Below are 24,672 nucleotides of genomic sequence, written 5' to 3' on the forward strand. Positions count from 1 at the left end.
AATCAAAAATAGGAAAAATATGATATAATATGGTGGATGATTAGGAGGTGTTTGCGTGTCGAGAACCAGGCTTGTGTTCTCAGGGGGGTTATTACTGTTTGCCATCATTTTTACCTTTAAACATCATCTCGGTTTCTCCGTAGGAGATTCGTTGTTATTATCCATTGGTATTTCTCCTTATACCACATCCTACTTAAGTGGTGTTCACATCACGATGTACTTTGGACTTGGCATGCTTGCCTGTGGATATTATCTTACACGGAAAGAGATCATGTGCGAGTTTCCACTTGTGGCAAAGACGTTATGGATTGCTGTTTTGACCATCATATTCTGTTACTCATTTATGACAGATAAGTTGATGTATGTGGTGAAATGGGGAGCAACAGGTATGAATAGCATATCTTACCTACAGAATGACAGCTCATGCACCTATGATGTGTCATCCAATGGATATGCCTTGGCAACCTGTGAATTGACGCTGAAAAATTACAGTAACTCTGCGGTTGCTGTAATGGTTAAACCTGATTTGTATGGAAGTTATTCCAATCAGGATGATCCGCTATCCGAATCTTTACACTCGGTTCAGTTAGAGGCGAAGCCCATCCAGATTGAACCGAGGAAGACATTCACGGGTACACTTGAATTTTCAGGTGTGGCGGAAAGCCCGCTCGAAGTAAGGGGCAGATTGAAGGATATTGTATTAGATGTGGCAGTCGATGGGAGAAATACGGTTTTTGATTATGACATTCCTTAGTTCGTGATAAACAGACTCTAGTTTCAAGTACATAACATATATAATGAATCACTTGCAGAAGGAAAACATAAAAGCAAGTCTTTGCTTATACGGACGGAACCGGCATATCTGCCGGTTTTTTTCATGTACAGAAGTTGAATTTAGTGCTGATACATTGGTTTTATCTCCTTTTTCATAGGGGCTCTAACTCTTAAAATAGATAGTGGGTTACTCTATTGATTGGGTTTACCCACGTTCAAGAAATAGTTTGTATTTACAACCAATTTGACTACAATTAATGTCACGATATAAGTTAAGCTACAGATTTTACACAGCCCACTCCGATGACAGAATAACCTTGAGGGTAGCTGTTATCCCCAGATTTTTTGAATTCCCTTTTCCAAAGGGGGAAATCCGGTGATAAGCGTATGCTTCCGATGCAGCTTTCTTGCAGAAAGCTTTTAGGCGAACGCTTCGCTTTTCCAGGTTTTTTCTATCCTCTCCGTTAATGTGTAAAAAAGAGCTAACTTATAAATTAAGTAGAAAAACAAATAAAGCGAGATGAAACTTCCATGTCATACCGGACAAATCTGTTTTCCAAGATGGTCATTTTAATTTTGATCATGCTTATTCCCGTTGTGCTCCTGTACTGGTATTCCAATCATAAAACAACAGCAGTACTAAGGGCTGAGCTTAATCGTTCGAACAGCAATCAGCTTGAATTTTTCCAAAATCAGGTCAACACCCATATTGAGTTGTTATCGTCTTGGCCGAACCTGCTGATTCATGACCCTGATATTGCGAGCTTTCGGCGCATATTTGCGGAGAGCCGTTATTTTGACCTGGATGCTATTAATCTCGTCAAGCGAATCCAGAACAAGCTGAGTATTCAGGAAAGTTCCTCTAATTGGGAGACCAAATTATATCTGTACTCCCCATCCCTTGGCAGGGTGATCTCGGAACGGGATGCCCGTACTTATGACAAGCAGGCTTTAAAAGAAAGCCTCATCTCTGGCTGGGATGTGCACAAAATCGAGGATGGGCAGAATGATCGGTTCAAATTCAGCTGGATTACAGTGTCTCCTTATGGCATAGAGAATCCTGCGGAGAATGCAGAAACGATTATCAAGCTGGAGTTCGACAGCGATAATATCCGTGACATGCTCGATAAATTCAAAGGCGACGGAAGGCATGACCCGTTCTATTTTCGCGAAGGGACAGGGGTGATCTATAACCGGACATCAGATCGTACGTTAACGAATCAATTAATCCAAGAATTATCTAGCCATACACTGCAAGACGTAGAAAATCGCACGATCGTCATTGGAAATGAGCCTTACATGGTCAATTCTGTGAAATCGAGTACAACCGGCTGGTATTTGGTCGATTACATGCCGCTTTCGGATATTTTGAAACCGATTCACCAGTCGAATCTGCTGTTTTATTCTGCAATGATCTGCTTGTTACTGATGAGTTGTATCGCGGCTTACTTGTTATATGTGCAAGTTCAAGTACCAGTAAAGCAACTGATTCGCGGTTTCCAGCGATTGAAGCAAGAAGATTATTCGGTACGTATCGAGCCCAAAGGCCGTAATGAGTTCAGTTTTTTGTCTGAACGTTTTAATTCCATGGTTGAAAAGATTCAGCAATTGTTTGAGCACGTATATCTCGAGCAAATCCATGTTCGGGAAGCACGTTTAAAGCAATTGCAGTCACAGATTAACCCGCATTTCTTCTATAATTGCTTTTCGTTCATTACGAGTATGGCGAAGCTGAAGCGAGTCGATGCCGTTGTGGCTATGTCGCACAATTTGTCGAGGTATTACAGGTACACCACAAGACAGGAGCGGGATGTTGTTCCGTTATCTGAAGAGATTGAATTTGTGACTAACTATCTTGAAATTCAACGTATGCGTATGGAACGTATCCACTACACGCTGGATCTGCCAGAAGATATGTTGCGGATTGAAGTGCCTCCGTTAATCGTACAGCCTCTGGTTGAAAATGCGGTCATCCATGGTATTGAAGCGGATGCAGAAGCCGGTGAGATCCGGGTATCCGGTGAGCAACGAGATGGTACATTGTTTTTGATTGTCGAAGATGATGGTCAAGGGATGACGCAAGAAGAGCGAGAAGCAATGCTGATCAAACTTGCAGGTACGATGGATCAGGAGATGGGCTGCGGATTGTGGAACGTGAATCAAAGGTTACAACTCAGGTATGGAGGGAAGGGCGGCATTGAACTGGCGGAATCTGAGCTCGGGGGAGTTCGTGTGACCTTGTCATGGCCAGTGGAACAACAACCTCTGCTGAAAGACAAAGAGTGAATATAAGGGACTAGGGAGTGACCGCATTGATTGATATATTGCTTGTGGATGATGAAACGTATGTAACAGAAAGTTTGGAGTTAACGATTCCTTGGGGGGAACTTGGAGTCACAACGGTGTTGCGTGCAGCATCGGGCAAGGAAGCGCTGGAGATTATGGAAGAAAATGCAGTAGACATCATCGTTACAGATATTCGAATGCCAGGTATGACAGGCCTTGATCTGATTTCGGAAGTAAACCGGCGCTGGCCTCATGTGCGCTGTATTCTGCTGACAGGTCACAGTGATTTTGATTATGCCAAAAAGGCAATTCAATTACAGGCGGCTGACTATATTTTAAAACCTGTTAATGATGATGAGTTTATGAATTCGGTATCAGTGGCGATTACCTCGCTGCGGGATGAGTGGGATGAGTTCGACAAATATCATCGTCTGCTGTACAGTCGTAAATCCGATTACAAGATTCTAAGAGAGAATCTTATGCATGATTTGCTACTTGGTCGAGAGATTTCGTCTAAAGCGCTGCGTGAGCAATTAGAGCAATATGAGCTTTATATAGAGCCGGAACAGCCTGCTGCGATGATGCTGATTCGTCTTGCAGGACGTTTTGCATCCATGGATCAGCAGTCCATTGATTTGATGGATTTTGCTGTTGGAAATATCGCCGAGGAAGTGCTCGGGGAGACCTATCATGTCTGGTTCAGCCGTGGGCCACATGATTGTTTGGTGATGTTCCTGCAGAACCGGGAACAGGCGGAAGAGTCCCTGCTGGTCAACAGTCCATCACGTAATGTTGCCGAGACCTTCCGAGAGCATGTGGTGCGTTACCTTCAAGGGGATTTGTCCATCGTTGTGACCCCGCCGTTTCCTTTTAAAGAACTCACCAACGTGTATCGAAAAAGCTTGGGTTCTCTTGTTCTTACTGGACCGGAAGAACACAAGATCATCTATATGGATATGGAAAATACCCTAAACAAGCGCCCCGAAAATGATGCGGCTCAGGCTCTTGAAGAGTTGTACAAGCCACCGGTATTGCCTCAGCTATTGGAGACGAAACAATGGGAGATGGCAGCCGCAAAGTTGAATGCCGTTTTTGATGCGGCTGAGCAGGTTTGCTTGTCCAGAGAGTATGTGTATGAGATGTACTTGTCGGTTACCAATGCTTTTATGTACATCGCCCACAAGCAGGGTCACTTGGTACACGAGATCGACCATGCGGGGTTTGATTTGTTACTGGCTCATCAGTTGATCCAATCTCCAGATAAGCTAAGGCGCTGGGCTATGGATATGCTGGCGAAGCTGCAGGAGGAATTGTCCGATCAGGAGGGAGCACAAAGCCGCAGACACGTTATTAAACAGGTACAGGAGCTGGTGACCAGAGACACCGGACAAGACCTCTCTGTGAAGATGATAGCGGACAAAGTCTATCTACATCCGGTATACCTATCGAAAATATATAAAGCAGAGACAGGCGAGGGTCTGGGAGATTATATGATTCGTATGCGTATGGAACGGGCGCTGTATCTGCTTAAAAATACGAATAAAAAAATATATGAGATAACGAGTGAACTCGGATATCAGAATCCGCAATATTTCAGCAAAATGTTCAAAAAACATTATGGGTTGACACCGAATGAATTCCGGGATCAGACATAAATACAACATTATTCGAGCATATAGGTTGGCAAAGGTGCAGAAATCTTGATTTCGTATCATAGGCTGATGTCCTGACCCGTCTTATAATGAAAGGGTAACCAAAACGATTTAAGGGGGAACAACATGAGAGCGCAATCAACGAAAAAGAGATTCTTGTCGCTTCTCGCTACAACGCTGTGTCTGACCGTCGTGCTTGCAGGATGTTCAGGTGGCAATGAAAGCAAAGAGAGTGCAACACCAAGCTCCACAGGAGCTCAAAATGAATACAAGGAAAAGTATGATCCGGCAGTAACGATCACGACGGCATGGGGGATTGACCCGGAACTGAAATTTAAAAACGGTGAATCCATGGAAAATAACGTAGCTACCAAATGGGCGAAGGACAAATTTGGTATTGATATCAAATCTCTTTGGTCTGTGACGGATACGAACAGTGCATTCGCAACAAAATTGCGTTTGGCAATGTCTTCCGGTCAGGAAATGCCTGATATCGTTACGGTTGGACAACCGGACAATCTGGTGGCTCAAGATTTGATTGACTCGGGTATGTATCAGGAAGTTGGCCCGTTGTTCGATAAATATGCTTCAGACACATGGAAAAAAGCAATGGAGCAAGATCCAAACGTATGGAATCAATACAGCCGTGACGGTAAAAGAATGGGTATTCCCGTACTGGATTACGCGTACAACAACGATTACCTGCTCTGGATTCGTCAAGACTGGCTGGACAAGCTGAATTTGAAAGCACCTACGACCATTGATGAACTGGAAGTGGTTATGGATGCATTCAAAAACAAAAATCCGGATGGTCTTGCGCCAGATAAAGTAACCCCACTGAGTATTGGTTTCAAAACATCGATGAACACATGGATGGGTGATCCTTCTTGGGTCTTCGGCGCTTATGGTACACTGCCTTCCCAATGGAATGTAGGTGCAGATGGCAAGCTGGAGTATGGTTCCATTAACCCAGGCATGAAACAAGGGTTGACGAAGCTGAATGAATGGCTGACAAAAGGATATATTCCTCAGGAAGCGGCGCTGTGGGATGAGAACAAAACGGCTGAGCCGGCAGTTGCAGGAACAGCAGGCATTATCCCTGGACCTTACTGGATGAGTGGATGGCCGTTGATCGATACAGTGAAGAACGTACCAAGTGCTGTATGGAAGCCCATTGCTATTCCGGCTGGACCAGATGGTAAAGCGATGCGTCACGGAACACAGTTTGTTAACGGTGTAACACTGATCAAAAAAGATATGGCACATCCAGAAGCATTCTTCACATACCAGAACTACCTGTTTGACAACTATGCTGACCCGGCTCCAGGAAGCCCGTATGATAACGGTTTGTTCGATGGATACGACTATCAGCTGGATGCCAATGGAAAACAGAAAAAACCTGATCAAATTGACGGTGGATATGTTAACGTTGTGCGTTACCTGTTAGTTCGAGACGGCGCTCGTATTCCAGATGCACAGATGAAAGCACTGATGAATCTGGCAGATGGCAAAGAGCCGCAAACGAAGCTGGAAAAAGACGTAGCAGTGAACTATGGACCTGAAACACCTGCAGCGGCTAAAGTGCTACTCGAACAGAAAGACATTTCTTTCAAAAACATGTTCACAGGGCCTACGACAAAAACGATGAAGTCCAAACTGGATTATCTCAACAAAATCGAGAACCAGACCTTTAATGAGATTATCTATGGCAAGAGTCCGGTCGATTCGTTTGATACCTTTGTTCAAACATGGAAATCCGGCGGTGGCGATCAGATCACTCAAGAAGTAAACGAGTGGTATGACGGCGTGAAAAAATAAGTTTTATTCAGTTGTTTACTAGTAAATAAGTATTTTAAAAAGTCATCCTTGATAAACAGGCTGTGTAATACGGTCTGTTCGAGGATGACTTTTTTTAAAATTTAGTTATCGTTAACCACCTTGTACTGAATTTTGAAAATGAAGATTGTTTCCCTTATTAGTTTAATTATGATAAAATGCGAATATTATAAAGGGAAGATAGGAGAAGTTATGTCAAGAGTAATAGATATTTTTACTGAAAATAATGATTATCAAAGATTCGAAGTCCTGAAACGTAATCGAAACAAACGACATAAATATAATGAGTTTTTTGTTGAAGGAGTTCGTAATATAAATGAATTGATGAAGAGCGACTGGAAGATTAAAAACTTTCTCTATTCAAAGCATAAGCCGCTCTCAAACTGGGCAAAAGATATTCTTAGTCACTCAAGAGCGACGTATCACTATGAATTACATGGAGATTTAATGGAAAAGTTGAGTGATAAAGAAGAAACATCTGAAATTATAGCAATCGTTGAAATACCCGAAGATAATGTTTCGAGACTGCGAATTACTAACGAAATGCTCGTTGTGGTTTTTGATAGACCTTCTAATAGAGGGAATCTTGGAACCATTATTCGCACTTGTGATGCATTAGGCGCACAAGGATTAATAATTACGGGTCATGCCGTTGATCCATATGATTCAGAGACCATCCGGGCTACAACAGGTTCTTTTTTTAATGTTCCCATTATCCGAATGTCTTCTCCAAATCAAGTACAGAACTGGATTGATGGGTTAAATGGAACGTTTCCTGAACTTCAAATAGTGGGTACAAGTGCCATTGGTAGTAAGGAAATCTACTATAATGATTTTTCCAAGCCAACAGTACTACTTATTGGTAACGAAACCGAAGGATTGTCACAGAAGTATAAAGAAATGAGTACTTCTATGATCAAGATTCCTATGGGGGGATCCGCTTCTTCCTTAAACGTAGCCTGTGCGACGTCAATCATTCTTTATGAAATTAGCAGGCAGAGAAATCTCGGCTACTAAATTTATTAATTAAATTACAATTCAGAAATAGTTCGTAATCCGCTGATTTCCCTCTGTTTAAACTTTTCCAATGTAATAGGTAAATAATAAAATATACGGCTTGAAAAAGATGATCACTGGATTTTACATGGATCATCTTTTTTTTTTGAATAGGTTGCTTTTGTGCCATTTATATTGCTTTTATGCGCTGTTTGGAGGTGCTGGAAGGTTGATATAATTTGCCTATAGAGCCACTCAGGAGTACTTGAGTAGGAAGAATTACAGGGGGAGCAATCATGAGAACTTTAAAACGAACTTGGCCATTCCACGTAATGCTGCTGCCAGCCATCATCTTTCTGATCATTTTCAGTTATGTGCCTATGGGCGGAATTGTTATGGCATTCCAGGACTACAAACCATGGATGGGCATCAGCGGCTCGGATTGGGTCGGGCTTGATAACTTTAGATATTTATTTGAACGTGATGATAGTTTGCAGGTTATCTGGAACACGCTGATCATCGCGGTACTCAAGCTGATTTTTAACCTGTTTGTCCCGTTTGTGTTCGCCATTCTGCTGAATGAGGTTCGCAAGATGGCCATTCAGCGCACGATCCAGACGTTGGTATATCTGCCTCACTTCTTGTCCTGGGTTATCCTGGGCGGGATTCTGCTTGATCTGTTGTCAACGGGAGGACTTGTGAACCGAGTGCTCGGCACATTTGGCCTTGGACCATACTTCTTCCTTGGAGATAACAGCTTGTTCCGACCAACGATCATTGTGACGGATGTGTGGAAGGAATTCGGGTATAACATGATTGTTTTCCTGGCTGCCCTAGCTGGCATTAACCCGGCGCTGTATGAAGCGGCAGAGATTGACGGAGCAAACCGCTGGAAGCAAACACTTCACATTACGATTCCGTCGCTTGTACCGATGTTGATGGTCGTTGGAACGTTGGCTTTGGGTAACGTACTCAATGCTGGATTCGATCAGATTTTCAACTTGTACAATCCGCTTGTATATCAATCAGGAGACATCATCGATACATTCGTATATCGCTCGGCGCTGGAAAATGGAGAGATGGGCTTTGCAACCGCGATCGGATTGTTCAAATCCGTGATCAGTATGGTTCTGATCCTCGTATCCTACAGCCTGGCCAAGAAATACGCCGGATACCGCATATTCTAATCGAATGAACAGAGAAGGAAGGGACTACGATGTATCATAAATCACCATCATATCGCATTTTCAATGTCATCAATATCAGTTTTCTTATTCTGATTGCTATCATGTGTATTGTGCCAATGATTCACGTACTGGCTGTATCATTCAGTAACAAGGCTGCGGCAGATGCAAATCTGGTCAGTCTCTGGCCGGTAGGGTTTTCCCTCGAAGCCTATAAAAAAACAATGAATAATCCGATCTTCCTGAACTCGCTCTGGATTTCACTACTCCGTACCGTCATTGGTACAGGGATCACACTCCTGATTACTTTCCTGGCAGCATACCCGCTGTCCAAGGAAAATAGTGAGTTCAAAGGCAGAACGGTATACTCCTGGATTTTCGTCTTCAGCATGATTTTCAACGGCGGTTTGGTACCGTTCTACATGGTTATTCAAAAGATTGGCTTAATGGATTCCTTCTGGGTGCTGGTACTTCCGGGTGCAGTCAATACGTTTCTCGTCATCCTGATGCTTAATTTCTTCCGCGGCATTCCGAAAGAGCTGGAAGAGGCGGCACTGATCGACGGAGCGAATCATTTCAGAACTTTGTTCAGCATCTTCCTGCCGATCTCCATGCCTTCCATCGCAACGATTGCGCTGTTCAGCATGGTGTTTCACTGGAATTCCTGGTTTGACGGTCTCTTGTACATGAACAATGCGAAAGATTATCCCTTGGCAACCTTCATGCAGACGGTCATTATCAAACGTGATATGAGCACGATGGCAATGAATCCGCAGGAAATGGCAACGATCTCGCAAACGACGGTACGCGCAGCCCAAATCTTTATCGGAAGTGCGCCGATCCTCATTGTGTATCCATTCCTGCAACGTTTCTTTGTAAAAGGTATGACACTGGGCTCAGTAAAAGGCTGAGCCTCAATCCCTAATCACTGGAGGCTGATATTTTGAATTCATCAACCAATCAACCATTCGTTCTCGGCATGGATGTGTCATTTATGGACGAGATCGAACAGCATGGGGGAACATATCGTGATGTGGATGGCAAAGAGGAAGATTTGCTGACCATTCTCAAAATGAATGATGCGAACGCGATCCGGCTCCGCATCTGGAATGATCCCGCCGGCGGATACTGTAATTTGGAGCGCACGGTAGAAGTAGCCAAACGAATCAAGGCGCAGGGATTACAGTTTCTGCTTGATTTCCATTACTCTGATCGCTGGGCTGATCCCGCGAATCAGTGGAAACCGAAAGCGTGGGAGAACTTGTCCTATGAACAGCTTAAACTGGCTGTATGCACATATACGGCGGATGTGCTCCGCACATTGAAAGAACACGACGCCTTGCCGGATATGGTTCAGGTTGGTAATGAAATTACGCCAGGCATGTTATGGGATGATGGACGTGTCGGTGGTGAAGAACATGATACAGACGAACAGTGGCAACGTTTTGCAGGGCTTGTGAAGTATGGTATTGCAGCGGTTAAATCCGTTGACCCTTCCATTCAAATCATGATTCATATCGACCGCGGCGGCGATAATGCCGAGAGCCGTAAGTTCTATGATCGTTTTGAAGCGTTAGGTGTAGAGTTCGATGTCATCGGTCTGTCTTATTATCCTTGGTGGCATGGAACATTGGACGCCTTGCGTGACAATTTGAATGATCTTGCCAAACGCTACGGCAAACCAATCAACGTGGTTGAAACGGCATACCCGTGGACGTTGGAACAGCCGGAAGGCATCGAATGGATCATGAATCAGGAAGACATGCTACTGCCAGGTTATCCTGCAACGGTAGAAGGGCAAACCCGATACCTGAAGGATATGTTGCAGATTATTCGCGAGGTTCCCGGCGGTCTGGGCCATGGCTTCTATTATTGGGAGCCAGCATGGATTCCGAGCAAGGAAGAATGGTCTGTAGGACATCCGAACAACTGGGGCAATCTGACGATGTTTGATTTTAAAGGGCGCAAGCTTGAATCATTTAAGGCCTTAACTGCGGCGCAAGAACTAAATGTTACTACTCTCGTTTAAGATAGTATGCAACAGTAAAATTATCGTAATTCAACAGCAAGGGAGTTTTCATAAATGACGTACAAATTTCCACCCGTAAGTTCCAAAGCCCCGCATATGCTGCATGGTGCTGACTATAACCCGGAGCAGTGGCTTCGTTATCCAGAGGTGCTGGAAGAGGACATTCGTTTGATGAAACTGGCGAAGTGTAATGTCATGTCCATCGGTATTTTCTCCTGGGTATCCCTAGAGCCGGAAGAAGGCGTGTATACGTTTGAATGGCTGGATCAGGTGCTGGACCGTTTTGCAGCGAACGGTATTTATGCGTTCCTTGCAACACCAAGCGGTGCTAGACCTGCATGGATGTCGGCAAAATATCCTGAAGTGTTGCGTGTCTCGGAAAATCGGGTTCGTAATCTGCATGGGTTCCGTCATAACCACTGTTATACCTCTCCGGTGTACCGGGAAAAAGTAACGGCGATGAACAGTAAGCTGGCGGAACGCTACTCGGATCACCCGGCTGTTATCGGCTGGCATATTTCGAATGAATTTGGTGGGGATTGTCACTGTGACTACTGTCAGGAAGCCTTCCGCGCCTGGGTTCAAAACAAGTACAAGACATTGGATGAGTTAAATCACTCTTGGTGGACAACGTTCTGGAGTCACACGGTGACGGATTGGAGTCAAGTCGAATCTCCGGCACCACACGGCGAAACTCAGGTTCATGCGATGAATCTGGACTGGCGCCGTTTCGTGACGGATCAGACAGCGGATTTCATCGTTCATGAAACGAAGCCACTCAAGGCAAAAAATCCAAATCTGCCGGTAACGACGAATCTGATGGAGTTTTACGGCGGTTTAAACTATTGGAAGTTCGCGGATATTCTTGATTTTCTCTCTTGGGACAGTTATCCGACATGGCATGATGCAGAGGACGATGCGAAACAGGCTTCGCGAATTGCGATGATGCATGATATTGTACGTTCCATTAAAGGCGGTCAGCCTTTCCTGCTCATGGAGAGCACACCTAGTTCTACGAACTGGCAGGATGTAAGCAAGTTGAAACGTCCAGGCATGCATCTGTTGTCCTCCTTGCAGGCGGTAGCCCATGGATCAGATAGTGTTCAGTACTTCCAGTGGAGAAAAAGCCGTGGATCAAGCGAGAAGTTACACGGTGCGGTAGTAGACCATGTAGGTACAGAGCACACCCGTGTATTTCAGGATGTGACCGACGTAGGTACAGCGTTGCAAAGTATGGAGGATATTGTAGGAACCACGGTTCCTGCTGAAGTGGCGATTATCTTTGATTGGGAGAACCGCTGGGCTGTGAACGACTCCCAAGGTCCACGTAACATCGGCGTGAAATATGAGCAGACAGTAGAAGCTCACTACGAAGCGTTCTGGAAAAAGGGTGTAGCGGTTGATGTCATTGATATGGAAGCTGATCTATCCAAGTACAAAGTGCTCGTGGCGCCGATGCTTTACCTCGTTCGTGAAGGAGTAGGCGAACGGATCGAGAAGTTTGTAGAACAGGGCGGTACATTTGTGGCAACCTACTGGTCTGGCATTGTGAACGAGAATGATCTATGTTTCCTGGGTGGATTCCCTGGTCCGCTTCGTAAAACGCTTGGCATCTGGTCAGAAGAGATCGACGGATTGCATGATCGTGAACTCAATGGAATTATTCCAGCGCAGGGTAATGAATTGGGACTCACTTCGGAGTATGATGCAATCGAGCTCTGTGACCTCATTCACCTGGAAGGTGCAAAATCTCTTGCGGTGTATCGTTCGGATTTCTACGCAGGACGACCAGCTTTGACGGTGAACGAGCTTGGTTCAGGAAAAGCTTACTATATGGCGGCACGGATGAAGGCGCCGTTCTATGATGATTTTTACGGCAAGCTGATTGCAGATTTGGATCTGGAGCGTGGACTGAAATCGGACTTGGCTGCAGGGACTACTGCACATGTACGTACCGACGGTAATTCCGATTATGTGTTTGTTCAGAACTACACCGAGCACGAGAAACAGGTTCAGTTGGACAGTCTGCCTTATACCGATGTACTTAGTGGAGAAGCGGTTGAAGCGAGTCTGGACTTACAGCCTTACGACATTCGTGTATTACGCAGAGCGGCGAATCGCAAGTAAGAGTAACGAGAGATATGAATAGGGGAATGGAGTTCATCGGAAATATGAGCCTTAGGTATGCATTCCGATAAACGAACGAATGTTACACACAGAGAGACATTAACTGGATTGTCTTGGACCTTTAACAGGTACCAGGGCAATCCATTTTATTTTGTCATCTGTGGGACTTGAGGGCTTTTTTTGGACAAGATAAAGGATAATCGTGTCCACGTAGCGAAGACAAATACGTAACTTGTCAACTTAAGACTTTCATTGTCTGGGAGGAATTGAAATGAATCAGAGAAATCTGGACGGCAACAGCATTATTATACGGCTGGAAATGACAACGAAAGATATCAAGTTTGGCGAAGTGGCCTCGGCCATCTCGGAAGCTGGGGGAGACATCATTGCCATTGACGTCATTTCGACCAATCAGGATGTCAGTGTGCGCGACTTGACTGTTGCGGTCACCGATTCACAGGATAACAGCAAAATTATAGAAGCGGTACGCCAGCTGCAAGGCGTGTCCATCGTTAACGTATCGGATCGTACATTCCTGTTGCATCTAGGCGGAAAAATTGAAGTTACACCGAAGACACCGATTCACAACAGGGAAGATCTATCCCGTGTGTACACACCGGATGTGGCTCGGGTATGTTCGGCTATATCAGAGGAGCCGGGCAAAGCTTTTTCCTTAACGATTAAACGGAATACTGTAGCGGTAGTCTCCGATGGTAGTGCAGTACTTGGACTCGGTAATATTGGTCCGCGTGCGGCAATGCCTGTAATGGAAGGTAAGGCGATGTTGTTCAAACAATTTGCAGGCGTGGATGCGTTCCCGATCTGTCTGGATACACAAGATACCGAAGAGATCATTCGCACCGTGAAAGCGATATCACCTGCATTTGGCGGCATTAATCTGGAGGATATTTCTTCTCCGCGCTGTTTTGAGATCGAACGTCGGTTAAATGAAGAACTCGATATTCCGGTATTTCATGATGATCAGCACGGTACAGCGGTTGTATTGTACGCAGGTCTGATCAATGCGCTTAAACTGGTTGGCAAGTCTATTGAAGATGTGAAAATTGTCGTGTGCGGCATTGGAGCAGCGGGTGTAGCTTGCAGCAATATTTTGTTGTCTGCAGGTGCGAAGCGACTGATCGGTGTGGATCGCGACGGGGCCATCGTGCGCACGAATACGTATGAGAATGAGGTATGGACCGAATATGCGGCACGTACTAATCCTGATCTAGAGACAGGTTCCCTGCGTGAAGTTATACGAGATGCTGATGTATTCATTGGTTTATCGCGCGGCAATCTGTTGACGCGTGAGGACGTACAGACGATGGCAGACAATCCCATTGTATTTGCGATGGCTAACCCTGTACCCGAGATCATGCCTGCTCTAGTGGAAGATATTGTTGCAGTCATGGCGACAGGACGTTCGGATTATCCGAACCAGATCAATAACGTGCTTTGTTTCCCAGGGATGTTCAGAGCTGTTCTCGATTGCCGGGCAACGGAAATTAACGAAGAGATGAAACTGGCTGCTGCCCAGGCGATTGCCTCTTCCATCTCGGATGAAGAGCGTACACGTTATTACATTATCCCGAGTGTATTTAACGATAAAGTTGTTAAATCCATGCGCAGTCGTGTCATTGAGGCGGCAATCCGAACAGGTGTGGCTAGACGTGTACCGCGTGAGCAGGCGCGTGAAGGTGGAGAATCCTGATGACTTCCGAATCAACCAATAAAGAAGCCGTGCTACATGCGGCTCGTGCCTTTGTGCAAGAAGAGGCTTCCAAGCATTCAGATGGACATGACTGGTCACATATTGAGCGTGTGACTAAGCTAGCTACTAGGCTAGCTCGACACACGGGTGCAGATCCATTTGTATGTGAGCTGGCTGCACTATTACATGATGTACCCGACGAGAAGCTCAACGACAGCTTGGAAGCCGGTATGGCAAAGCTACACACTTGGCTGGATAACCAGCCACTGGAGTCTTCCACACGCGAATTGGTAGTGAACATTATCAGTACGATATCCTATGCGGGTGGTAAAGGTGCTTCAGTCAGTTCGCTGGAAGCACAAGTGGTGCAGGACGCAGATCGGCTTGATGCGCTGGGGGCGATTGGCATTGCCCGTACGTTTGCCTTTTCCGGAGCCCGTGGGCGTGAAATGTATGATCCAGCTTTACCGCCGCGGGAACAGATGACCCGTGAGCAATATCGCAATGGGCGCAGCACAACGATTAATCATTTTTATGAAAAGTTATTCAAGCTTAAAGATCTGATGAATACGTCCTACGGCAAGGAACTTGCGCAGCAACGTCATGAGTATATGGTGCAGTTTGTGGAGCAGTTCAAGCAGGAATGGGAAGGCACGGACGCATAAACGTATAGAAGGTCACCATAAGTCTTTAAAGGCTACGTGGTGACTTTCTTTCTTAGATTAATTCCCTACATAAATGAAGTTTAGGACAACAGCAACGGGAAGAATGGTTCTTCTGTCTTCGTAGTGGCGGTATAAATATTTTACTTATTTAAAAATATGTCTAAGACTTCGGAGGATGAAGATGCAAAGGCATAACCTCTCATGGTACAATAAATCGTTCTCCTGAACTCATTCGGGCAAAATAAGAAATATGGGGTAATAATGAAAATGATCATCATCAAACGTAAACAAACAGGTCGGGTAAAGGGAGGGAGATGCCGTGTCATTCGGAGCACGAGTACTTAAGACAGGTATAGCGGTCACGCTGGCTTTATATCTGAGCAGTCTGTTTCTGAATCCGCAATCTCCCGTGCCTGCCGCGATCGCGGCGATATTTGCCATGCAGCCTTCCATCTATCGTTCGTGGAAGTATTTTCTGGATCAGTTGCAGACGACCACGCTGGGTGCAATTGTAGCCTTACTGGGAGGGATGGTGCTGTCGAACGAGCCCATTGCCGTGGGTTTAATTATTGTGCTGGTTATTATGATCTGTCTTAAATTAAATATGGGTGAAACGGTGGGGCTGACACTGGTCACGGTGGTATCGATTATGGAAGCCTCAGGAGATTGGCACTTTGCGCTGAATCGCTTCTTGCTAACGCTTGTGGGCATCATATCCGCCTTTCTGATTAATATCTCGGTGTTTCCTCCTAAACCGAAGGTGCAGTTTGTGAAGCAGATACAGAGTGTGTTTAACGGCATGTCACTGCTACTTCGTACATCGATTTCCGATGAGATTAAAGAGGTTGTTTTCCGGGAAGAGAAAAGCAATCTGGGCGGATCGATCAAGTCTTTATCTGACAAGTATCATCTGTTCGAAGAAGAGCAGAAGAAGATGAAACGTGCCAAATTCAGCGAGACCCGCCAGATGGTTGTATATAAACAAATGCTGTTAAGTTTGCAAAAAGGATACGATGTACTGGATTCGGTAGAACGTCACTACTTTCAGGCACAGCGAACACCGGAAATGGATCTGTTTTTTGATACCCATCTCGAACGGGTGATTAAATTCCATGAGCATGCCTTGCTCAAATTCGAAGACAAACTCAAACCAAATGGTGAAGAGGCCGCACAATTTGTAAACGAGAATGATCATTTTATGGAACAGGCCATTACGCAGTTTGATGTCGATAAGGAAGGCATGTTAAGGTTATCCATCGTGGCCGCGGCTATATACGATTACGGATATCAGCTCGAACGGTTAAACCGGCTGGCAGATCATGTGCACACTTCAAACGAAGACAAAGAATCACCTGACCACATGTTAAACTGGCTGAAATGGCCTTAGATGCCAAAATAAGATACAATATAGGCAATATAAAGCCCGGACAGAAGCGTCCGGGTTGTTTGGTCTATCGGTGAATGTTAGTGCCGTGAATCAAAGAGAATCGATAGGAATTAATGGCAACAGATGATAACCATTATGAATGAACTGAGGGATAGAAATGGAGATCAAGCAGTTAGATGCAGAGCTCTTGGAATGGTTGGGCGGAAGCGATCTGGAAAGCAAACAGCATGAAGCGATGCAGTTACTAACCGTAACTGGCGGACAGTGGCCGCATCTGGCGATGATCAGCATGGGAGAAGTTATCGCTATAAGCCCCGGTTGCCTTCGCTTGGCGCTCTGGCAAGGGACACAAACGAGTATGAACATGATGGAAACGGGTAAGGCTACGTTAATTGCAGTGCATGGACAGCGTATATTGCATGTTCGCCTTGAAGTCCGTTTACTTCCTGAACTCGTGGACACGACTCACCCGCGAGATCGGTATGAGTGTAACATTCTTCATATACGGATCGATCAGGCACCCTATGCAGAAATCACGTCAGGGATTACGTTTCAACTAAAAGATCAAACGGGGGCATTGGCACGCTGGACTTCAACTATCGATGACTTGAGAATTTAGAGGGAAATGCGCATGTGAGTAATACTATATGTGGGTAATAATGTGTGACGAGGTAAAACTCCCGGATTAAATCACATAACGCAAAGAACACACAAGCGAAAATAACAAAAAACGTCTCCGCTTGCATCGGGACGTTGTCACTGGTACAATATAAAATGGTTTTCAGAAAATTAGAATTAATTAACATAAAATTAAAATGTTTACTTTCTAATAATTATACCATTGCCTTTTCGGGCTTGTCAAATGGATATTCGAAGACACAATCCGGGGAAAGAGAGGCGCATAACATATGAGTAATGAGCAACAGTGGAGCCAGGAACAGGAGCGGGTGAATACCGTAACTGATCAGATTGAGCGCAAAATCGTTACATTGGAAGAAGAGGTCGGGTCCTTCCGTGACGAAGTAGTCGGGATGCGTAAGGACTTCTGGGATGAAGTGACGATGAACTTTAGTGAAGCCGACGATGTCGGGGAGACGTCAACGAGTATGCGGCAACAATCGCAGGTTTTGTCCGATCGTGAACGAAGTCATCTGAATACAGCTGCGGCTTTGGATAAAATGAAACGACTGCATCATTCGCCTTATTTCGGACGGATTGATTTCAAGGAGGATGGATACCCGGACTCGGAACGTATCTATCTGGGCATTGCATCCCTGCTGGATGAGAAGGAGGAGTCCTTCCTGATCTATGACTGGCGTGCACCGATCTCCAACCTGTATTACGATGGTGCACCTGGACCGATCTCTTACCGTACCCCAAGCGGCGAGATTAGTGGAGAAATTGAAATGAAACGTCAATTTGTTATTCGGGATGGGCGTATTCGTTTCATGTTTGATACAGGGGTAACGATCGGAGATCAATTGCTTCAAGCTGTGCTCAGCCGAACGTCTGATGCACAGATGAAGAGCATTGTGGCAACGATCCAGAAAGAACAGAACCGGATCATTCGTAATGACCGGACACGTATGCTGATTGTTCAGGGCGCAGCAGGAAGCGGCAAAACCTCTGCCGCTCTCCAAAGAGTCGCTTATCTTCTCTATAAATACCGCGAGCATCTGCAAGCGGATCAGATGGTTCTTTTTTCACCAAATCCGATGTTTAACAGTTATGTATCTACGGTACTTCCAGAGCTTGGGGAAGAGAATATGTTGCAGACGACGTTTCAGGAGTATTTGGAGCGCCGTTTGGGACGGGAATATCAGCTTGAAGATCCATTTATCCAGCTGGAATATGTGCTTACAGGAACGGAGGAGCCTGGTTACGATGCACGAATGTCCAGCATACGGTTCAAGTCCTCTGCATCATTTTTGAAAGTCATTACACGTTATAAAGAAAGCATGTTAACCGGAGGCATGAAATTCAAGCCGGTTCGTTTTCAGGGCAAGGCGATTGTCGATGCGGAAGCGATGGCAGCGAAATTTTACAGCTTCGGTTCATCTGTCAAGTTAGTTAGCCGGCTGGAACTATTGAGGGATTGGTTGCTGAAGGAACTCTCGACGTTTGGTAAAGGCGAACTAAATGCACCTTGGGTTGATCAGCAACTTGATCTGATGGAACCGGAAGATTTACAGCGCGCATATCAACGCTTGAAACGTAAACAAAAAGGCAAATCCCATACATTTGATGATTTTCAGCAGGAAAGAGAGATTCTGGCGAGAATGGTGGTCAGTGACCGATTGAAGCCTTTGCGCAAATGGATCAAATCACTGCGTTTTGTGGATGTCCGTCAGTTGTATGCAAACCTGTTCGAAGACCAGGCACAGATGGTTCGTCTGCTTGACAGGGAGTCTTTGCCTGCCCACTGGGAAGAAATCTCGACCATGACGTTACGCAGATTAAAGATCCAGGAGTTGGCTTATGAGGACATTACGCCGTACCTGTATTTGCGCGAACTGTTGCTGGGATTCCATATTAATTCGAACATTCGCCATGTCATTATTGATGAAGCTCAGGATTATTCAGCCTTCCAGCTTGCTTTTATGAAGAGACTGTTTCCACACGCGAAAATTACGGCACTGGGTGACTTTAACCAGGCTATTTATGCCCATTCATCCGTACTCAGCGGCACTGGACCATTAAGTGACTTATACGGGCCAGAGAACACAGAAGTTATTGTGCTGACGCGCAGTTACCGCTCTACGATGGAGATTGTGGAATTTACGCGTGGCATGGTTCCTGGTGGGGAGGAGATCATCCCGTTTAACCGAAATGGAGAGAAACCTAAAGTCATCGTGACCTCTGATCCAAAGCAGCATATGGAGCAAATTACGGCAGATCTGCATCATCTGATGCAGGAGGGATATGAATCCGTAGCGGTCATCTGCAAGACGGCAGAAGAGAGCCAGGAAGTTCACGCCTTACTAAGTCAAAAGCTGAATACTGTGCCTAAGCTGATCAAAAAAACAACGTTGGCTTTTGAACATGGCGTTCACGTGATCCCTGCTTATTTGGCGAAAGGTGTGGAGTTTGACGCAGTCTTAATCTATAATGGCTCCGCTGATGCCTATACCCGTGAGCAGGAACGTAAGCTGTTCTATACCGCCTGTACCCGGGCGATGCATTTACTGCATGTATACTCCTTAGGGAAACCAAGTCCATTCATCACTTCACAGTCAGAAGCGTGGTACGAGCTGAAAGATATCCCTGCAACTCGTGTGGAGTAAAAAGAGCACTAATCTCCGAGCGATATATTGCGGTGAATACTCTTGCAAGATGAGGTCAGTCAGACATGTTCTGGTTGGCCTTTTTTTGTGTATGCTATGAAGAGAAAGTTGCTAACAATAGTGACATGTACAGACATATCTTAGTTGTTATTGATAAATAAGGTGAATCTCCTTGTGCATGTATTCAATAGATGTAATTTTTCTTTACACACGAAGCTCAGACTCATATAATCGTAACAATCTATTTTTTTTCGAGCGTTGCATGATGAAGTGGAAAAATTCATTGTATGAGGTACAAAATACTTTAAATTTGTGAACAGGCAACGGAACAGGTAATCTAACGAAGGAGGCAGGTAATTTGAAAACAACAGCTTTTGAGCGGCCGCTGATGGCCGATTGTGTACCGGATCTGGTCGCTACAGCCCGAGGAGATATGAAGGCAACTTTGGTGATTCGGGGGGGTACGTTGGTAAACGTGATATCAGGAGAAATTTTGCCGGATATGTCTGTCGCTGTACAAGGGGCACGAATTGCGTATGTTGGCAGAGATGTAAGTCATACCATTGGAGAACATACCAGAATTATTGAAGCACATGGGAAGTATATTGCTCCCGGATTGTTAGATGGTCATTGTCATATTGAGAGCACTCAGATGAAAGTATCCGAGTTTGCAAGAGCTGTCCTGCCTTCCGGTACGACAGGCGGATTCTTCGATCCACATGAAATTTCCAATGTGCTTGGGCTTAAAGGACTACGGCTCATGCTCGATGAAGCACGTACTACACCGATGGCAGCCTATATGCAAGTAGCCTCATGTGTACCTTCCACTCACCCAGGGCTGGAGACTACAGGAGCTTATATTGGGCCGAAAGAGGTAGCTGAGGCACTCTCATGGGGACCGGATATGATTGGCCTCGGTGAAGTCATGAACTTCCCGGGAGTGGTGTACGGGGATGAGACCATGATTGGAGAGATTCAGGCGACGCTACGCGCTGGCAAAGTGGCAGACGGACATTTTACCTGGGCCTCGGACGACTGGCGTCTACCTGTTTATGCGGCGAGCGGTGTAACAGGAGATCATGAGTGTGTTACGAAAGAAGATGTAGTGGAGCGCTTGCGGCTGGGAATGTATGCGAAGATGCGCCAGGGCTCTGCATGGCATGATGTCGCGGAGACGATTAAAGCATGCACGGAGCTTGGACTGGATACACGGCGAATGATGCTGGTAACGGATGATCGCAGCTCGGAATCTTTGCTGAAAGAGGGCCACATGGACTTTGTCGTTCGACTAGCCATTTCCCAGGGCGTGAAGCCCGTTACGGCATTCCAGATGGCTACGATTAATACGGCAGAACGTTTTGGCGTGGCGCGTGATATCGGAGCGGTGATTCCGGGTAACATGGCCGATATTATTTTGTTAAACGGACGCCTTGCGGATGTCCGTGTTGGCATGACGATTGCAGCCGGGCAAGTCGTCGCCGAGAACGGTAAAATGACAGCCGTGTGGGATACGTTCAATTATCCTGAGGAAGCGCTCAATACGGTGAAGCTGGAAGCAAACATCCAGCCACAGGATTTGGAATTGTCTGCACCCATTGGCGAGGGTACTATAGGCGCACGCATTATCCATGTGACGGAAAATCATGTGGAAACGAAGGAGAAGCATGTGCAAGTGAATGTGCAAGGTGGCAAGGTGGTTCTGCCTGCCGCAGGTGAGGTATGCAAAATTGCCGTGCTGGAACGCCATAAACAAACCGGAAATCGCGCAGTGGCGCTGGTCGGTGGGATCGGGTTCACTTCGCCAGCAGCGATAGCCATGACGGTAGCTCATGACAGTCATAATCTGTTGATCATCGGGAATGACGATGCACTTATGGCAGAAGCCGGTAATCGTGTCATTCGTATGCAGGGCGGTGTAGCTGTAGTAACAGATGCGGGTGTGACAGAGTTTCCTCTCCGGATCGCCGGTCTGATGTCGGTGGAACCCTTCGAAGTGGTAGCGGAACAATCGGCAGCAGTCAGCGAAGCACTGCAATCGGCAGGATGTACGTTGAACAATGCGTTTATGACGTTATCGCTACTTGCGCTGGTCGTTATTCCTGAACTGCGTTTGTCTGACATCGGGCTGGTACGCATCTCTGCAGAGGGAATTGAACGGGTCTCTTTGTTTGATGAACCGAATGCGGATTAAGCAGGTAAAATACAGGTAAAGCATCAAATGAGAGTTATCGGTGAATAAATATCAATGTTTCCTTGCAAGCCGCGCCGCCTTCGGGCGGTTTTTTTTGTTTTGGAGAAGAAAACGCTTTCTAGGTCTACAGAATCGAAGTGTTAAAAGGGAATATAGACTGAAGTCGTAACTTAAATTCTGATTTTTTACATACAACATTAAATTTTGTGACTTTTGAACTATATATTCAGAACTGTGAATTCCCGAAATAAGTTATATGATTCTTTCGTCGTGAGTCTTAAAGGTGATGTTGCGTATAAAAGCAGTTTTAATTCATGGAATTTCCGTAATGATGCAAAAAATGAATCCTAAACGACATCCTTTCACCCGGATTTATACGTAAGAGCTGCCATAACTTCAAGGGAGTGTACAAATATGAAAACCAAAAAAGAATTTCGTTTTATTCTGCTGATGAGTTGTCTGGTGCTGTGTTTAAGCACAGCCTGTTCTACCCGAGTTGATGCGGTAGGTTCGGTAGAACCGGTAGACAGTTATGCCACAATACATGGCAAACTGGATCGCCCTGTGCGGGGGACGTGGGTGTGGGATACGACTCAAATCCGAAATAATGCGCAGGATATTTTAACTTTTGCTAAGGCCAACAACATTAATACGATCTATCTGCAGATGAACCGGGATATTAAAATCCCTGAATATAAGAACTTTATCCGTCTTGCACGGGGGCAAAATATCGCTGTGGATATCATGGACGGACGTTCGGCTTGGGGACTGACTGAAAGCAGGGAACAGATAGCTTCCTTTATGGACTGGATTGAAGCTTATCAGGCACAGGCACTGGCTAATGAGAAATTTGCAGGTATTCATCTTGACATTGAACCTCATGTGCATCCGCAGTGGAAGATCAATCAAGCCAGCGTGATTACGCAGTGGCAGGGAAATGTGAATTATATTGTAGACCGTGCTGCGCGTATGAAGATGCCTGTGGCCGCTGATCTGCCGTTCTGGCTGGACAATTACAAAATTCCGGGTTCAACGATGGCTGTGAGTAGCTGGATGATCCGCAAATTTGATTCCATTACGATTATGGCTTATCGGGATACAGCTGCCGCCATCTACAATGTGGCAAAGGACGAACTTATCGATGCGGCTTCTGTAGGTAAGAAAATATCGATTGCGGTGGAAACGAAGCAAAGCAAGGAAGGCGACTTTATTACCTTTTACGAAGAGGGAGACGCCTACATGGAGGAACAGTTGAAGCTGGTGGAGAAGATGGCGAGTGCCCACACTTCCTTTAATGGTTTTTCTGTACATGAGTATTCTTCATGGAAGACGTTAAGAAAGTAGAGCAAGCCACGAAACAATAGAGTTTAACGTAAATAAAAGGTGCTTGCAGCTTACGTGCTGAAGGCACCTTTTTGTTGATCTTGTACACGTATATTCTATCAAAAACTCATCAATGGTAACCGCCCGATGTAATTCATTCCTTTGTTAAACCAGCAAAGTTTCTGTAAACGTAACAGGCACCAGTGTCATATTTTCGGAAAATATTTTACGATACTGAGACGGTGTAGTATTCTTGTGTTTCTTAAAGGTAGTAATGAAATAACTCAAATGCTCGAATCCAACATCCATAGCGATATCAACAATCTTATGGTCCGTATTCTCCAGCTGTACGCAAGCTTGCTGTACCCGATAATAATTGATGTAATCGACAGGGCTCTTCTGCACCAACTTTTTGAAAAAACGACAGAAATGTCCCTCGCTCATATTGGCTTCATCCGCCAGGTCTTTCAGCTTCAACGGTTCAGGATAATGCTTGTGAATGTAGCTGAGCACTAATTTTAGACGCTCCATCTTATCCGGTGTGCCCCCGTTAACTGCGCTTTTGAGCGGAAGTACCTTCCGCTGTTCAAACATGCGAGCAAGCATGAGATAGAGATAGGCTTTCGTGGATATCTCACAGGTGTCTGTCCCGCTCGAGTGATCTGCGAAGATGCGTTTCAGGTAGGCCAGAACTTCTGAACCCCAAGCTTCATCAGCTGTGATGTGATAGGGGAGCTGTATACTTTTTAGCAAAATAGGTCCGATAAACTTCTCCTGCACCGCATCAAACGTATGACTACCGAGCAGATCCGAATGAAACACAATGGAAGAAAATATACAAGGCTCATCGCCCATCAGATATCCTGCATGAATCTCACCTCGATGAATAAAAATAGCCTCTCCGGCCTTCACCTCAACCCGGTTCATGTCAATTTGAAACACAGCAGAGCCTTGCGTCACCATCGTAAACTCCATCTCATCATGCCAGTGGCAATCGAGAATGCTGTCCCCATTTAATTGCTGAATATCGGGGTACACACTGACCGGATACATGGCATTGCCGTGGATTCGATCTTCGCGTAAATGTTCCCGTTCCATCATGGAACCTCCTTATGCATATAAATAGATGTAATCGTTTGCAAATTATTATAGGAATTGGTCAGAATAACGTTAAAAATATCAAAATACTTATATAAACGATCAAAATACAAGAAGAAAATCGTCATT

General features: G+C 45.4%; 17 protein-coding genes. 16 read left to right on the forward strand and 1 reads right to left on the reverse strand.

Going from position 1 to position 24,672, the window contains the following annotated elements; genetic code table 11:
• Positions 1-55: 55 nt before the first annotated feature.
• The 16 genes from Q9R46_RS05880 to Q9R46_RS05955 all read left to right on the forward strand — a co-directional run bounded on the left by Q9R46_RS05880 (position 56) and on the right by Q9R46_RS05955 (position 23,466).
• The gene (locus tag Q9R46_RS05880; protein WP_311279285.1) at positions 56-754 is read left to right on the forward strand and encodes a hypothetical protein; all 699 of its coding nucleotides are present in this window, start codon (positions 56-58) and stop codon (positions 752-754) included.
• 551 nt (positions 755-1,305) lie between these two features.
• Positions 1,306-3,060: a sensor histidine kinase gene (locus tag Q9R46_RS05885; protein ID WP_311279286.1), complete on the forward strand. Its 1,755-nt coding sequence runs from the start codon at positions 1,306-1,308 to the stop codon at positions 3,058-3,060.
• Between the two features lie 26 nt (positions 3,061-3,086).
• Positions 3,087-4,715, forward strand: coding sequence for a response regulator (locus Q9R46_RS05890; RefSeq protein ID WP_311279287.1), 1,629 nt, complete (start codon positions 3,087-3,089; stop codon positions 4,713-4,715).
• A 123-nt stretch (positions 4,716-4,838) separates the two neighbouring features.
• Positions 4,839-6,530, forward strand: coding sequence for a type 2 periplasmic-binding domain-containing protein (locus Q9R46_RS05895; protein WP_311279288.1), 1,692 nt, complete (start codon positions 4,839-4,841; stop codon positions 6,528-6,530).
• 210 nt (positions 6,531-6,740) lie between these two features.
• Positions 6,741-7,565, forward strand: a complete 825-nt coding sequence (locus tag Q9R46_RS05900; RefSeq protein WP_311279289.1) for a TrmH family RNA methyltransferase — start codon at positions 6,741-6,743, stop codon at positions 7,563-7,565.
• 275 nt (positions 7,566-7,840) lie between these two features.
• Positions 7,841-8,731, forward strand: coding sequence for an ABC transporter permease (locus tag Q9R46_RS05905; RefSeq protein WP_123064365.1), 891 nt, complete (start codon positions 7,841-7,843; stop codon positions 8,729-8,731).
• Positions 8,732-8,760: 29 nt separating this feature from the next.
• Positions 8,761-9,639 (forward strand): carbohydrate ABC transporter permease, encoded by an 879-nt coding sequence (locus Q9R46_RS05910; RefSeq protein WP_090924410.1) that lies wholly within the window; start codon positions 8,761-8,763, stop codon positions 9,637-9,639.
• Between the two features lie 32 nt (positions 9,640-9,671).
• Positions 9,672-10,757 carry a glycoside hydrolase family 53 protein gene (locus Q9R46_RS05915; protein WP_311279290.1) on the forward strand — a complete coding sequence of 362 codons (1,086 nt, stop codon included), beginning with the start codon at positions 9,672-9,674 and terminating at the stop codon, positions 10,755-10,757.
• Between the two features lie 54 nt (positions 10,758-10,811).
• A complete protein-coding gene (locus tag Q9R46_RS05920) occupies positions 10,812-12,884 on the forward strand; it encodes a beta-galactosidase (protein WP_311279291.1) in 2,073 nt (690 codons plus the stop codon).
• Positions 12,885-13,155: 271 nt separating this feature from the next.
• Entirely contained in the window at positions 13,156-14,595 is a 1,440-nt protein-coding gene (locus Q9R46_RS05925) for an NAD-dependent malic enzyme (RefSeq protein ID WP_145329571.1), read from the forward strand.
• Positions 14,595-15,260, forward strand: coding sequence for an HD domain-containing protein (locus Q9R46_RS05930; protein WP_311279292.1), 666 nt, complete (start codon positions 14,595-14,597; stop codon positions 15,258-15,260). The genes Q9R46_RS05925 and Q9R46_RS05930 overlap by 1 nt, the downstream gene beginning before the upstream one ends.
• A gap of 319 nt (positions 15,261-15,579) precedes the next feature.
• On the forward strand, positions 15,580-16,647 hold the full coding sequence (locus Q9R46_RS05935) for an FUSC family protein (protein WP_311279293.1): 1,068 nt from the start codon (positions 15,580-15,582) through the stop codon (positions 16,645-16,647).
• Positions 16,648-16,804: 157 nt separating this feature from the next.
• A complete protein-coding gene (locus Q9R46_RS05940) occupies positions 16,805-17,266 on the forward strand; it encodes a pyridoxamine 5'-phosphate oxidase family protein (protein WP_311279294.1) in 462 nt (153 codons plus the stop codon).
• Positions 17,267-17,555: 289 nt separating this feature from the next.
• The gene (helD, locus tag Q9R46_RS05945; protein WP_311279295.1) at positions 17,556-19,931 is read left to right on the forward strand and encodes an RNA polymerase recycling motor HelD; all 2,376 of its coding nucleotides are present in this window, start codon (positions 17,556-17,558) and stop codon (positions 19,929-19,931) included.
• A gap of 388 nt (positions 19,932-20,319) precedes the next feature.
• The gene (locus Q9R46_RS05950) at positions 20,320-22,122 is read left to right on the forward strand and encodes an adenine deaminase (RefSeq protein WP_311280957.1); all 1,803 of its coding nucleotides are present in this window, start codon (positions 20,320-20,322) and stop codon (positions 22,120-22,122) included.
• A gap of 414 nt (positions 22,123-22,536) precedes the next feature.
• Positions 22,537-23,466 carry a hypothetical protein gene (locus tag Q9R46_RS05955; RefSeq protein WP_311279296.1) on the forward strand — a complete coding sequence of 310 codons (930 nt, stop codon included), beginning with the start codon at positions 22,537-22,539 and terminating at the stop codon, positions 23,464-23,466.
• Positions 23,467-23,610: 144 nt separating this feature from the next.
• Here Q9R46_RS05955 and Q9R46_RS05960 read toward each other — a convergent pair whose 3' ends face one another.
• Complete coding sequence (locus Q9R46_RS05960) at positions 23,611-24,546, reverse strand: helix-turn-helix transcriptional regulator (protein WP_311279297.1); 936 nt, start codon at positions 24,544-24,546, stop codon at positions 23,611-23,613.
• Positions 24,547-24,672: the final 126 nt, after the last annotated feature.

Source organism: Paenibacillus sp. RRE4 (genome assembly GCF_031844205.1).
In the GTDB taxonomy this organism is placed as follows: domain Bacteria; phylum Bacillota; class Bacilli; order Paenibacillales; family Paenibacillaceae; genus Paenibacillus; species Paenibacillus xylanexedens_B.

Excerpts from the sequence above, each read along its gene's own strand:
- Q9R46_RS05910 (WP_090924410.1), top strand. The coding sequence starts at position 8,761 with ATGTATCATAAATCACCATCATATCGCATTTTCAATGTCATCAATATC.
- Q9R46_RS05905 (WP_123064365.1), top strand. The coding sequence starts at position 7,841 with ATGAGAACTTTAAAACGAACTTGGCCATTCCACGTAATGCTGCTGCCA.
- helD (WP_311279295.1), top strand. The coding sequence starts at position 17,556 with ATGAGTAATGAGCAACAGTGGAGCCAGGAACAGGAGCGGGTGAATACC.
- Q9R46_RS05895 (WP_311279288.1), top strand. The coding sequence starts at position 4,839 with ATGAGAGCGCAATCAACGAAAAAGAGATTCTTGTCGCTTCTCGCTACA.
- Q9R46_RS05885 (WP_311279286.1), top strand. The coding sequence starts at position 1,306 with ATGTCATACCGGACAAATCTGTTTTCCAAGATGGTCATTTTAATTTTG.
- Q9R46_RS05955 (WP_311279296.1), top strand. The coding sequence starts at position 22,537 with ATGAAAACCAAAAAAGAATTTCGTTTTATTCTGCTGATGAGTTGTCTG.
- Q9R46_RS05925 (WP_145329571.1), top strand. The coding sequence starts at position 13,156 with ATGAATCAGAGAAATCTGGACGGCAACAGCATTATTATACGGCTGGAA.
- Q9R46_RS05960 (WP_311279297.1), bottom strand. The coding sequence starts at position 24,546 with ATGATGGAACGGGAACATTTACGCGAAGATCGAATCCACGGCAATGCC.
- Q9R46_RS05930 (WP_311279292.1), top strand. The coding sequence starts at position 14,595 with ATGACTTCCGAATCAACCAATAAAGAAGCCGTGCTACATGCGGCTCGT.
- Q9R46_RS05950 (WP_311280957.1), top strand. The coding sequence starts at position 20,320 with ATGGCCGATTGTGTACCGGATCTGGTCGCTACAGCCCGAGGAGATATG.
- Q9R46_RS05940 (WP_311279294.1), top strand. The coding sequence starts at position 16,805 with ATGGAGATCAAGCAGTTAGATGCAGAGCTCTTGGAATGGTTGGGCGGA.
- Q9R46_RS05900 (WP_311279289.1), top strand. The coding sequence starts at position 6,741 with ATGTCAAGAGTAATAGATATTTTTACTGAAAATAATGATTATCAAAGA.
- Q9R46_RS05920 (WP_311279291.1), top strand. The coding sequence starts at position 10,812 with ATGACGTACAAATTTCCACCCGTAAGTTCCAAAGCCCCGCATATGCTG.